Source organism: Microbacterium sp. DWRC1-3 (assembly GCF_049896645.1).
GTDB classification, from domain to species: domain Bacteria; phylum Actinomycetota; class Actinomycetes; order Actinomycetales; family Microbacteriaceae; genus Microbacterium; species Microbacterium maritypicum.
The window spans coordinates 119258-132101 of sequence record NZ_JAFCUS010000001.1 but is presented as its reverse complement, the minus strand read 5'-3'; the positions used below and the strand labels follow the sequence as shown (position 1 = coordinate 132101).

General features: G+C 68.1%; 8 protein-coding genes. 3 read left to right on the top strand and 5 right to left on the bottom strand.

Features of this window, described 5'->3' with window-relative positions; genetic code table 11:
* The first annotated feature begins 59 nt into the window (after positions 1-59).
* Positions 60-2006, top strand: a complete 1947-nt coding sequence (pknB, locus tag ACP699_RS00600; RefSeq protein WP_426168314.1) for a Stk1 family PASTA domain-containing Ser/Thr kinase — start codon at positions 60-62, stop codon at positions 2004-2006.
* A 106-nt stretch (positions 2007-2112) separates the two neighbouring features.
* Here the strand turns inward: pknB and ACP699_RS00595 are convergent, their stop codons facing one another.
* Entirely contained in the window at positions 2113-3453 is a 1341-nt protein-coding gene (locus ACP699_RS00595; protein WP_055867309.1) for a class II 3-deoxy-7-phosphoheptulonate synthase, read from the bottom strand.
* A gap of 47 nt (positions 3454-3500) precedes the next feature.
* Complete coding sequence (locus ACP699_RS00590; protein WP_017830213.1) at positions 3501-4190, bottom strand: lysophospholipid acyltransferase family protein; 690 nt, start codon at positions 4188-4190, stop codon at positions 3501-3503.
* 152 nt (positions 4191-4342) lie between these two features.
* Between ACP699_RS00590 and ACP699_RS00585 the strand changes: the two genes are divergently transcribed.
* On the top strand, positions 4343-6175 hold the full coding sequence (locus tag ACP699_RS00585; protein WP_055867306.1) for an AMP-dependent synthetase/ligase: 1833 nt from the start codon (positions 4343-4345) through the stop codon (positions 6173-6175).
* 58 nt (positions 6176-6233) lie between these two features.
* Here the strand turns inward: ACP699_RS00585 and def are convergent, their stop codons facing one another.
* From def to ACP699_RS00570, 3 genes are all read right to left on the bottom strand, one after another.
* Positions 6234-6725, bottom strand: coding sequence for a peptide deformylase (gene def / locus ACP699_RS00580; RefSeq protein ID WP_017830211.1), 492 nt, complete (start codon positions 6723-6725; stop codon positions 6234-6236).
* Positions 6725-8422: an AAA family ATPase gene (locus ACP699_RS00575; RefSeq protein WP_426168308.1), complete on the bottom strand. Its 1698-nt coding sequence runs from the start codon at positions 8420-8422 to the stop codon at positions 6725-6727. The genes def and ACP699_RS00575 overlap by 1 nt, the downstream gene beginning before the upstream one ends.
* Before the next feature lie 65 nt (positions 8423-8487).
* Entirely contained in the window at positions 8488-11895 is a 3408-nt protein-coding gene (locus ACP699_RS00570; RefSeq protein ID WP_127482193.1) for a pyruvate carboxylase, read from the bottom strand.
* A gap of 93 nt (positions 11896-11988) precedes the next feature.
* Here ACP699_RS00570 and ACP699_RS00565 point away from each other — a divergent pair, with 93 nt between their 5' ends.
* Entirely contained in the window at positions 11989-12801 is an 813-nt protein-coding gene (locus ACP699_RS00565; protein WP_028501500.1) for a ParA family protein, read from the top strand.
* Positions 12802-12844 lie beyond the last annotated feature (43 nt).

Here is a 12844-nt window from a genome sequence, read left to right as displayed (position 1 = left end):
CAGGCCCGAGGGGTGAGGCGCTCCCCTGTCTTTCAGGCAGTTCTCCATAGAATTCTGACGTGACGACCAATCAGCAAGCCGACCCCCTCATCGGGCGGCTTGTCGACGGCCGCTATCGTGTGCGCGCCCGCATCGCCCGCGGAGGCATGGCGACGGTCTATGTCGCGACCGACCTCCGTCTCGAACGGCGCATCGCCCTCAAGGTGATGCACGCGCACCTCAGCGACGACTCGGCCTTCCAGAGCCGCTTCATCCAGGAGGCGAGGGCCGCGGCCCGCCTGGCGGATCCGCACGTCGTCAACGTGTTCGACCAGGGGCAGGACGGCGAGCTGGCGTACCTCGTCATGGAGTACCTGCCCGGAATCACGCTGCGCGAGCTCCTCCGAGAGCAGAAGCGCCTCACGCTCCCGCAGACCATCACGATCATGGACGCGATCCTGGCCGGTCTCTCGGCCGCACACCGCGCCGGAATCGTGCATCGCGACGTGAAGCCGGAGAACGTCCTCCTCGCGGAGGACGGCCGCATCAAGATCGGCGACTTCGGACTCGCACGAGCGACGACCGCGAACACCGCGACCGGACAGCAGCTGCTGGGGACGATCGCCTACCTCGCCCCCGAACTCGTCACCCGAGGCACCGCCGACGCCCGCAGCGACATCTACGCGCTCGGCATCATGCTGTACGAGATGCTGGTCGGTGAGCAGCCCTACAAGGGCGAGCAGCCGATGCAGATCGCCTTCCAGCACGCCACGGAGTCCGTCCCGAGGCCGAGCGTTCGTAACCCCGCCGTGCCGGAGCAGCTCGACGAGCTCGTGCTCTGGGCCACGGAGAAGTCCCCGGACGACCGACCGGACGACGCTCAGCAGATGCTCGAGCGCCTGCGGGAGATCGAACGCGACCTCGGCGTCACGCCGACGGCGGCCAGAGCCACGGCTGCGCAGCACAGCCACGGCGACTCCGGCGACCTCACCAAGGTGATGCCGGGAACCATGGTGATCGCCGACCCCACGGCTCCCGTGCCCGCCGCGCTCGACAATGCGACCCTCCTGCGGCGACGCGCGTCCAAGCGCCGCGCGCGCGGAGCGTTCCTCCTCACTCTCGTGCTCCTGCTGGCGGTGCTCGCCGGTGGTGTGGGCTGGTGGTTCGGTTCCGGCCCCGGCTCGCTGATCGCGGTGCCTTCCGTCGCAGGAGGCACCTACGACGCGGCCGCCTCCACGCTGACCGAGGCCGGCTTCGTCCCCGCGCAGAAGGACGAGTTCTCCATCGACATCCCCGCCGGGACCGTGATCGAGACCGACCCTGCCGAGGGTTCGCGACTCGACAAGGGCGCCTCGGTGACGGTGATCGTCTCTGCAGGACCCGCCGCGCACACTCTCGACCCCCTGAACGGACGCGCCGAGCAAGACGCCCGCGACTACCTCGATGGCCTCAACGTCAACGTCACGGACACGTCGCTGATGCTGTTCTCCGACGCCGACGCCGGCATCGTCATCAACGCCTACGTCACCCCGAGAGCCGGCGGAGAGGCATACATCTGCGGCGACGGCTGCGATGTCTTCGAAGACGACACGGTGGAGCTGTACGTCTCGGCCGGCGAGTTCCCCGATGTCGCGGGCATGTCGATCGGCGAGGCGACCTCCACCCTCTCGGACAAGGGCCTCACCGTCACCGCCGAGCCGCAGTACACGTTCAGCGACAGCGTCGCCAAGGATGTCGTCATCGGTGTGGCCGACCGCGCGGAGGAGGGCAACTGGCGGCCCGGCGACAACGTGCAGCTCATCGTCTCGAAGGGGCCGGAGCTGTTCCCCGTGCCCGACGTCTCGGGGAAGACCCTGAACGAGGCCAAGAAGATCCTCGCCGACAAGGGGTTCAAATCGACCTACGCCGCCTGGGGCGATCTGCCGGGCTTCGCCGAGATGGCGAGAGTCACCGGCCAGGATCCTGGTACGGACAAGTCCCTCCCCCGCGGCGGCACCGTGAACCTCTCGATCCAGCTGAGCGGCTGAGCGCTCCCGCGTCGGTTGCTGCAAGAGCACGAACCCACCGACGAAGGAAGCCGCCCTCCCCGATGATTCCGGGAGGGCGGCTTCTTTCGTCTTCGCGACGGGAGCGTCAGCGCTTCTCGAGCTCCTCAGCGACGAGGAAGGCGAGCTCCAGAGACTGCATGTGGTTCAGTCGCGGGTCGCACAGGCTCTCGTAGCGCGTGGCCAGGGCCGCTTCGTCGATCCGCTCCGACCCGCCGAGGCACTCGGTGACATCGTCACCGGTGAGCTCGACGTGGATGCCGCCGGGGAACGTCCCCACGGCACGGTGCGCTTCGAAGAAGCCTCGCACCTCGTCGACCACGTCGTCGAAGCGACGAGTCTTGTAGCCGGTCGGCGTGGTGATGCCGTTGCCGTGCATCGGGTCGGTGACCCACAGGGGCTGCGCGCCGGAGTCGCGAACTGCTTCGAGCAGGGGCGGAAGAGCATCGCGGATCTTGCCCGCTCCCATGCGGGTGATGAACGTCAGTCGGCCGGGCTCGCGCTCGGGATCCAGCTTGTCGATCAGAGCGAGGGCGGTGTCCGGCGACGTGGTCGGTCCGAGCTTCACGCCGATGGGATTGCGGATCTTGGAGAAGTAGTCGACGTGCGCGCCGTCGAGCTCGCGCGTGCGCTCTCCGATCCAGAGGAAGTGCGCAGACGTGTTGTACGGGGTGTCCGTTCGCGAGTCGATACGCGTCATCGGGCGCTCGTAGTCCATGAGCAGGCCCTCGTGCCCGGTGAAGAACTCGACGCGCTTCAGCTCGTCGAAGTCCGCGCCCGCGGCCTCCATGAACTTGATCGCGCGGTCGATCTCGGCGGCCATGCGCTCGTAGCGCTGATTGGCCGGGTTCTGCGCGAAGCCCTTGTTCCACGAGTGCACCTCGCGGAGGTCGGCGAAACCACCCTGCGTGAACGCACGGATCAGGTTCAGCGTGGACGCCGCCGTGTGGTAGCCCTGGAGCAGGCGACCGGGGTCGGCCGTGCGGGACCCCTCGGTGAAGTCGTAGCCGTTCACGATGTCGCCGCGGTAAGCCGGCAGCGTGACATCGCCACGGGTCTCGGAGTCGCTCGAACGCGGCTTCGCGAACTGTCCCGCCATGCGGCCCATCTTGACGATGGGCATCGAGGCGCCGTAGGTCAGCACGACGGCCATCTGCAGCACCGTCTTGATGCGGTTGCGGATCTGTTCGGCGGTCGCCCCTGCGAAGGTCTCGGCACAGTCGCCACCCTGGAGCAGGAATGCCTGACCGGATGCGGCGCGCGCGAGCCGGTCGCGAAGGTTGTCGACTTCGCCGGCGAAGACCAGAGGCGGAAGGGTCGCGATCTGCTGGGAGACGTCGGCGACGCGGTCCGCGTCGGGCCACTGCGGCTGCTGCTTGATGGGAAGCGAGCGCCATGCATCAAGGGCTTCGATGTGGTGCGGGAGCATGCGTTCCAGCCTAGTGGTCGCTGGTGCCGCCCAGATCCGCGCGAGGCCTATGTGACGCGACTCGGGAGCCGCTCCTTGACCGTCGAGGCGTAGACGTCTTCGTACTTCTGCTCACCGAGCCTCTGCAGGGCCACCATGATCTCATCGGTGACCGATCGCAGGATGTAGCGATCGTTCTCCATCCCCGCGTAACGGGAGAAGTCGAGAGGCTCCCCGATCACGATGCCGACGCGCACGATGCGCGGCAGCCGCCGACCGATGGGCATCGCCGTGTCGGTGTCGACCATGATCACCGGCACGACAGGGACCTTCGCCTCGAGCGCCATCCTGGCGATGCCGGTGCGCCCTCGGTAGAGCTTGCCGTCCGGGCTGCGCGTGCCCTCGGGGTAGATCCCGAGCAGGTCGCCTCCGCCGAGAACCTGGAGCCCCGTGTTCAGCGAGGCCTCGGAGGCCTTGCCACCCGATCTGTCGATGGGGATCTGCCCTGTGGCCTTCATGAAGAACTTCGTCGCCCAGCCTTTGATGCCGCGGCCGGTGAAGTAGTCGCTCTTCGCGAGGAAGGACATCGACCGGTCGATCACCAGGGGAAGGAAGATCGAATCGGCGAAGGAGAGGTGATTGCTCGCGAGGATCGCCGCGCCGTTCGCGGGCACGTTGTTCCGCCCCACGATCCAGGGGCGGAATACCGCCTTGACCACGGGGCCGATCACCACGTACTTCATCAGCCAGTAGAACATCGTGGTGAAGTCTAGCGCCGCGCCCAGCGTCTGTCGGAAGCCTCTTCCCGCTTCGAGCCCGCGCGCGACCCAGTTTCACCCAAGGCGCGACTCGGTTCCATGCCCTAGACTCGTAGCCAAGTCCGTGCCCGACCGGTACCGAAGGAGCTGCCGTGGTCCAGTTTGAAGTCCCTGCGATCGTCCCCGCCGATCCCGACGCGAACGTCGCCGACCTTCTGGTGAAGCGTGTCGAAGCCACCCCTGATCGTGCGTTGTTCTCGGTCCCCGAGGGAGACGGCTGGCGCGACATCTCCGCCGCGGACTTCCAGACGGCCGTGATCGCGCTCGCGAAGGGCTTCGCCGCTGCGGGCATCCGGCCTGGCGAGAAGGTGGGCTTCCTCGCACGCACCACGTACGAATGGACGCTCGTCGACTTCGCGCTCTTCTACGCCGGTGCCGTGATGGTGCCGATCTACGAGACCAGTTCGCCCTCCCAGATCCAGTGGATCCTCGAGGATTCCGGAGCGATCGCGCTCATGGTGGAGTCGCCGGAGCATTTCGCCCGTGTCGACGAGGTCCGCGGCGACCTTCCCCTGATCCGTGAGGTGTGGCAGCTGCACCTCGGAGCCATCGACACCCTGACCGCACAGGGCGCCTCGGTGACCGACGCCGAGATCGAGCGCCGGCGCAGTCTGGCGGTCGGATCCGACATCGCGACCCTCATCTACACGTCGGGCTCCACCGGGCGCCCGAAGGGATGCGTGCTCACGCACAGCAACTTCGTCGAGTTGTCCCGCAACTCGGCCAAGGCCCTTGATGAGGTCGTCCAGACGCCCGGAGCCTCCACTCTCCTCTTCATCACGACCGCGCACGTGTTCGCCCGGTTCATCTCGATCCTCGACGTCCACGCGGGAGTGCGCACGGGCCACCAGCCCGACACCCGCCAGCTCCTGCCGGCACTCGGATCGTTCAAGCCCACCTTCCTCCTCGCGGTCCCCCGCGTGTTCGAGAAGGTCTACAACTCCGCGGAGCAGAAGGCCGAGGCCGGCGGCAAGGGCAAGATCTTCCGCGCCGCGGCCGATGTCGCCATCGAGCATTCCAAGCTGCTCGAGGCGGGCAAGCCGATCCCCTTCGGGATGAAGCTCAAGTTCGCCCTGTTCAACAAGCTCGTCTACAGCAAGCTCCGCGAGGCCATGGGTGGCAACGTCGTCTACGCCGTCTCGGGCTCCGCTCCCCTCGGCTCGCGGCTCGGGCACTTCTTCCACAGCCTCGGCGTGGTGATCCTCGAGGGCTACGGCCTGACCGAGACCACCGCTCCCGCCACCGTGAACCTGGCCGACAAGTCGAAGATCGGCACCGTCGGTCCCGCGCTCCCCGGCGTCGGCGTGCGTCTCGCAGACGATGGCGAGATCGAGGTCCGCGGCATCAACGTGTTCAAAGAGTACTGGAACAACCCCGAGGCGACAGCTGAGGCCTTCAGCGAAGGCGGCTGGTTCCACACCGGCGACATCGGCAGCTTCGACTCCGAGGGCTTCCTGACGATCACGGGGCGCAAGAAGGAGATCATCGTCACGGCCGGCGGCAAGAACGTCGCCCCCGCGGCGCTCGAGGACCCGATCCGCGCGAACCCGATCATCGGCCAGGTGGTCGTCGTCGGCGATCAGCGTCCGTTCATCTCGGCGCTCGTGACGCTCGACCCCGAGATGCTCCCGACGTGGCTGGCGAACAATGGCCTCGACGCGAAGATGTCGCTCGTCGACGCCTCCAAGAACGAGGGTGTGCGCGCCGAAGTGCAGCGTGCCGTCGATGCCGCGAATGCTCGCGTCTCGCGTGCGGAGTCGATCCGCAAGTTCACGATCCTCGACTCCGAATGGACAGAGGCCTCCGGACATCTGACCCCGAAGCTCTCGATCAAGCGGAACATCATCATGAACGACTTCGCCGACGAGATCGCCGCGATCTACGACGAGCCCGTCGCGACGACGAACGTCCCGATCGGCGGCTGACGCGCCGAGATCGAAGAAGGGCCCCGCAGCTGCGGGGCCCTTCTTCATGCGCTGAGGATCAGAACCAGGCGCTTTCGCGCACCTCACGCATGGCGACCTTGCGCGTCTGCGGATCGAGACGGGTCAGGAAGAGCTTGCCGTCGAGGTGATCGGTCTCGTGCTGCAGCGCCTGTGCGAGCAGGCCGTCGCCCTCGAGGACGACGGGGTTGCCATCGAGGTCGATCCCCTCGACACGAGCCCAGGGATGACGCTGCGCGTCGTGCCAGAGTCCGGGGACCGAGAGGCAGCCCTCCCCCGTCGGCTCGGGCTCTCCGCGCACCTCGGTCAGGACCGGGTTGATCACGTAGCCGATGTCGCCGTCGATGTTGTAGCTGAAGGCGCGCAGAGCGACACCGATCTGGGGCGCAGCGACTCCGGCGCGACCGGGCAGCTCCACGGTGTCGACCAGGTCTGCCACCAGCGCACGCACTCCGTCATCGATCTCCTCGACCGGCGCACAGACCGCCCGCAGGACGGGGTCTCCGAAGATGCGGATCTCGCGGACGGCCATCAGGCGGCCTTGGCCCGCAGGCCCTCGACGAGCAGCGCGGCGAGTTCACGGGCTGCGATCCGCGTCTCCGGCAGGAGATTCGCGAACACGATGGTCCCTCCCCCGGCGATCTGCGGGTCATAGGGCACGCGGACGACGCTCCGCGCCCGAGTGGCGAAGTGCGCCTGCAACTCGTTCAGGCGCACGAGCGGCGTCCCCGGCGTCGACTGGTTGAGGACGACGATCGCCTCGCGCGCCTGCTCCTCATACCCGTTGGTCTCCAACCACGTGAGCGTCTCGGAGGCGAGCCGGGCTTCGTCGACGCTGAGACCGGAGACGATGACGATCTGATCGGCGAGATCGAGAGTCGCCGACATCACCGAGTGCACGATGCCCGTGCCCGTGTCGGTGAGGACGAGCGAGTAGTAGTGTGCGGCGACGCCGGCAACATCCCGGTAGTCGCTGTCGCTGAAGGCCTCGGCGATGCGAGGGTCGGCATCGGAGGCGAGGACGTCGAGGCGGGTCGCATCCCGGGCCACGATCGCGGAGATGTCGTGGTATCCCTTGACGTCGTCGTGGATCCGGACGAGATCGCGCACGGACTTGCTGTGGTGCGGGCGCACGATGCGCTCCGCGAGCGTTCCGCGGTCGGGGTTGGCGTCGACCGCGATCACACGATCCTCGCGGGCGTCGGCGAGAGCCATGCCCAGCAGCGCGGTGATCGTCGTCTTGCCCACCCCGCCCTTGCGGGACAGCACGGGGACGAACCGCGCTCCCCCGGCCAGTGGCGCCGCGATCCTCGCCGAGAGCGCCTTCCGCTCCCGCGCACGGCGACCGTCGCCGATGTTGATGCGCCGACCGGAGACGGCGTAGAGGAAATGACTCCATGCCCCCTCGGGCTCCGGGTTCGTGATGCGGTGCGGGTCGAGCAGCCGGTCGGCGGTGAGCAGATCGGCGGACTCGCGCGAGGACTCGCCCAGATCGTCCAGGCGCTTCGAGGTCAGCGTCACATCCGCTCGCGCTGCCGCCCGAGCGGGCTGCGGTACGACGGACCTCTCTTCAGGAGTGGACACGGTGGTCTCCTTCTCGGTGGCCGCCTGCACGGCGGATGCCGGTGCCGGCGGAGCCGTCTCGATCTCGGACCGAGCTTTGGCGAGGAACTGGGCGGCGGCGACTTCCTCCGCTGCGTGCTGGTCGGCGGTGTCTCGATCGTCGGCGATCGTCTCGGACACCTGGTCATCGACGACGACCGCATCGACGACGGCATCCGCGACGGGGGCCGATTCGAGTGCCGTCACCTCGATCACGATCGGTTCGATGACGAGCGGCTCGTCGATCACGCCCGTGACGACAGCCGGTTCCGCAGGAGGCTCGACCTCTGACGCCGCCTCGACGACCTGCGCTTCGTCCGGCTCCGCATCCTGCGCGACGGCGGCTGCGGCTGCGGGCACGGGGTCGGGACGGGGTGCTTTCGGAAGCGACTTCGTCTTCGTCGTCGATCCCACGGCGGGGGGCGGATCGATCACGAGGTCGCCGATGACCTCGCCGTCGACCACACCGTCGTCGGCGAGGTCATCGTCGTCGTCGCTCCTGGGCAGGGTCACGCTGACCTGGGCCGTCCCGCCGAGGATGCCGATCACTGCCGTGTCGAGAGACGCGGCTTCGTCGAGCACCCCCAGCGAGTTCTCCTCGGGGTCAGTGGTGTTCTTCGGTGTCACGATGTCGCTCCAAGCCTGCGCGGGCCTCGGGTGCACACGAATGCGCGGCCCTCGCCCGCACAAGATTAGTGCGCCGGGCGGATCACGACCAAAAGATCTCCTGCATCCACCTGCTGGGTCTCGGCGATCGCGTGCCGCTCGATCACGCCGTCGACGGGGGCGGTGATGGCCGCCTCCATCTTCATCGCCTCGATGGATGCGACGGGTTCGCCGGCCCGGACAGTGGCCCCGACCTCGGCCTTCAGAGTGACGACACCGGAGAACGGAGCGGCCACCTGACCCGGAACGGAGGTGTCGGCCTTCTCGACCTCGAGAGCGTCGACCTTGACCGAACGGTCGCGGACGAACACCGGGCGCAGCTGCCCGTTCAGAGTCGTCATGACGGTGCGCATGCCCTTGTCGTCGGCATCGCCGATGGCTTCGAGCCCGACGTACAGGCGCACACCGCGATCGATCTCGATCTGGTGCTCCTGTCCCGCGACGAGACCGTAGAGGTAGTCACTGGTGTCGAGCACCGAGAGGTCGCCGAACAGTTCCCGACGCTCGGCGAACTCCGCGGTGGGCGCGGGGAACAGCAGCGTGTTGAGGCGTGTTCGCCGCTCGGCGCTGGTTCCGGCGAGTGCTGCTTCGTCGTCTGCCGTGATCGCGGTGAGGCCGGTGCGCACGGAGCGCCCGGCGAGGACCTTGGTGCGGAAGGGCTCCGGCCATCCCCCGGGCAGGTCGCCGAGCTCGCCCGCCATGAAGCCGACGACGGAGTCCGGAACGTCGTACTTCTCGGGGTTCGCCTCGAAGTCGGCAGGGTCGGCCTTCACGGCCGCGAGGTGGAGGGCGAGATCGCCGACGACCTTCGACGACGGCGTCACCTTGGGCACGCGACCGAGGATGCGGTCGGCCGCGGCGTACATGTCCTCGATGAGTTCGAAGTCGTCGGCGAGGCCGAGCGCCTTCGCCTGCTGTCGCAGGTTCGACAGCTGACCGCCGGGGATCTCGTGGTGGTAGACGCGCCCGGTGGGGCCGGGAAGACCCGACTCGAACGGCGCGTACTGGCGACGGACCGCCTCCCAGTAGGGCTCGAGATCCGAGACGGCGTCGAGCGAGATCCCGCTGTCGCGCTCGGTGTGCGCGAGCGCAGCGACGAGAGACGACAGCGACGGCTGGCTCGTGGTTCCCGAGAGCGGCGCAGACGCGGCGTCCACGGCATCGACGCCGGCGGCACTGGCTGCGAGGAGCGTCGCGAGCTGACCGCCGGGGGTGTCATGCGTGTGCAGATGGACAGGAAGGTCGAATCGCTCGCGCAGTGCCGTGACCAGCTTGGCGGCGGCGGCCGGACGCAGCAGACCCGCCATGTCCTTGATCGCGATGATGTGCGCCCCCGCGTCGACGATCTGGTCCGCGAGGCCCAGGTAGTAGTCGAGGGTGTAGAGGTCTTCCGCCGGATCCAGCAGATCGCCGGTGTAGCAGAGCGCCACTTCGGCGACGGCGGTCCCCGTGTTGCGGACCGCCTCGATCGCCGGACGCATCTGCTCCACGTCGTTGAGCGCGTCGAAGATGCGGAAGATGTCGACGCCACTGGCAGCGGCCTCCGCGACGAATGCCTCGGTCACAGCCGTGGGGTACGGCGTGTAGCCGACCGTGTTGCGACCGCGCAGCAGCATCTGGATCGCCACGTTGGGCAGCGCCGCACGGAGTTTGTCGAGGCGCTCCCAGGGGTCCTCGCCGAGGAAGCGCAGCGCGACGTCGTAGGTGGCACCGCCCCATGCCTCGACCGAGAGCAGACCGGGAGTGAGCCTCGCCAGGTACGGCGCCGCGGCGACCAGGTCCTTGGTGCGCACACGTGTGGCCAGGAGCGACTGGTGCGCGTCGCGGAACGTAGTGTCGGTCACCGCCAGGGCCGTCTGCGCACGGAGGCTGCGGGCGAAGCCCTCAGGTCCCAGTTCGAGCAGGCGCTGGCGCGAACCCGGCGCCGGCTCGGAAGTCAGGTCGACGGCAGGCAGCTTGGTGACCGCGTCGACGACGCCGGGGTGGACGCCATGCGGCTTGTTCACCGTGACGTCGACCAGCCAGTTGAGGAGCTTCGTCCCGCGGTCCTTGGAGACACGGCCGCGCAGCAGCTCGGGGCGTTCGTCGATGAACGACGTGCTGACATCGCCCGCGATGAAGGCCTCATCTTCCAGGAGCGCCTGCAGGAACGGGATGTTGGTCGAGACGCCGCGGATGCGGAACTCCGCGAGAGCACGACGTGCGCGGGCGACGGCGGCGGGGAAGTCGCGCCCACGGCAGGTGAGCTTGGCCAGCATGGAGTCGAAGTGGGGACTGATCTGGGCCCCCTGGTGGACCGTGCCGCCGTCGAGGCGGATGCCGGCACCGCCGGGGGAACGGTACGTGGTGATCTTGCCGGTGTCGGGGCGGAATCCCTGCGTCGGGTCCTCCGTGGTGATGCGGCACTGCAGTGCGGCGCCGCGCAGATGCAGGTTCTCCTGCTGCAGGCCGAGGTCGGCGAGGCTCTGGCCGGAGGCGATCCGCATCTGGCTCTGCACCAGGTCGACATCGGTCACCTCTTCCGTGACCGTGTGCTCGACCTGGATGCGCGGATTCATCTCGATGAAGACGACCTCGCCGGTGCGCTCCCCCGCCGTCTCGAGCAGGAACTCGACCGTTCCGGCGTTCTCGTAGCCGATCGAGCGGGCGAAGGCGACGGCGTACCCGTGCAGGGCAGTGCGCACACTGTCGTCGAGGTTCGGCGCCGGAGCGATCTCCACCACCTTCTGGTGGCGTCGCTGCACCGAGCAGTCACGCTCGAAGAGGTGCACGGTCTCGCCGGTCTTGTCGGCGAGGATCTGCACCTCGATGTGCCGAGGGCGAACGACCGCCTGCTCGAGGAACATCCGTGCGTCGCCGAAGGCGCTCGCGGCTTCCCGCATCGCCTCTGCGAGAGCGGGAGCGAGGTCGCCTGCGGTCTCGACCCGACGCATCCCGCGCCCTCCGCCGCCGGCCACGGCCTTGGCGAACAGCGGGAATCCGATGTCCTCGGCCTGCGCCACCAGAGCCTCGACGTCGTCCGATGCCTCGGTGGAGCGGAGGACGGGGACACCGGCCTCGATCGCGTGACGCTTCGCCTCGACCTTGTTGCCGGCCATCTCGAGAACGTGGGCAGGAGGTCCGATGAACACGATGCCGTTCGCCGCGGCCTTCTCCGCGAGCTCCGGGTTCTCGGAGAGGAACCCGTAACCGGGGTAGATCGCATCCGCACCGGACTCGAGCGCGACGCGGATGATCTCGTCGACGTTCAGGTATGCGCGCACAGGATGCCCGCGCTCACCGATCTCGTAGGCCTCATCGGCCTTGAGCCGGTGCACGGAGCCGCGGTCTTCATGTGGGAACACCGCGACGGTGCGCGCCCCCACCTCGACCGCCGCACGGAAGGCACGGATCGCGATCTCGCCGCGATTCGCCACAAGGATCTTCTGGAACATGCACACCTCTGGGAGCTCGATGCGCAGCGTTTTCGATGCGCATGGGGCGGGGCTGAGTGTTCCCCCAGCCTAGGGGAAGGTAACGTGGTGTCCGTGCACGTACTCAGCGTCAGCTCTCTCAAGGGAGGCGTCGGCAAGACGACCGTGACACTCGGGCTGGCCTCAGCGGCTTTCGCCCGAGGAGTCCGGACTCTCGTCGTCGACCTCGACCCGCAGTCCGACGTCTCCACCGGGATGGACATCCAGGTGGCCGGACGTCTCAACATCGCCGACGTCCTGGCGAACCCGAAGGAGAAGGTCGTCCGTCAGGCGATCACCTCCAGCGGCTGGGCGAAGGTGCACCCCGGAACGATCGATGTCCTCATCGGCAGCCCCTCCGCGATCAACTTCGACGGTCCGCACCCGAGCGTGCGCGACGTGTGGAAGCTCGAAGAGGCGCTCGCATCCGTCGAGGCCGACTACGACCTCGTGCTCGTCGACTGCGCACCGTCTCTGAACGCGTTGACCCGCACCGCATGGGCGGCGAGTGACCGCGTCATGGTCGTCACCGAACCCGGCCTGTTCTCCGTCGCCGCGGCCGACCGTGCCCTTCGCGCGATCGAGGAGATCCGCCGCGGCCTCTCGCCTCGTCTGCAGCCTCTCGGCATCGTCGTGAACCGCGTGCGCCCCCAGTCCATCGAGCACCAGTTCCGCATCAAGGAGCTGCGCGACATGTTCGGGCCCCTCGTGCTCTCCCCGCAGCTGCCGGAGCGCACCTCGCTGCAGCAGGCGCAGGGTGCCGCCAAGCCGCTGCACATCTGGCCGGGAGATTCCGCGCAGGAGCTCGCGGCCGACTTCGACCAGCTGCTCGACCGGATCATCCGCACCGGACGCATCGCCGTCCCCGAGAGCGGTCAGCAGAGCTGACGCTCTCGGACGCACACAGCGAAACGGCCATCCTCTTCGAGGA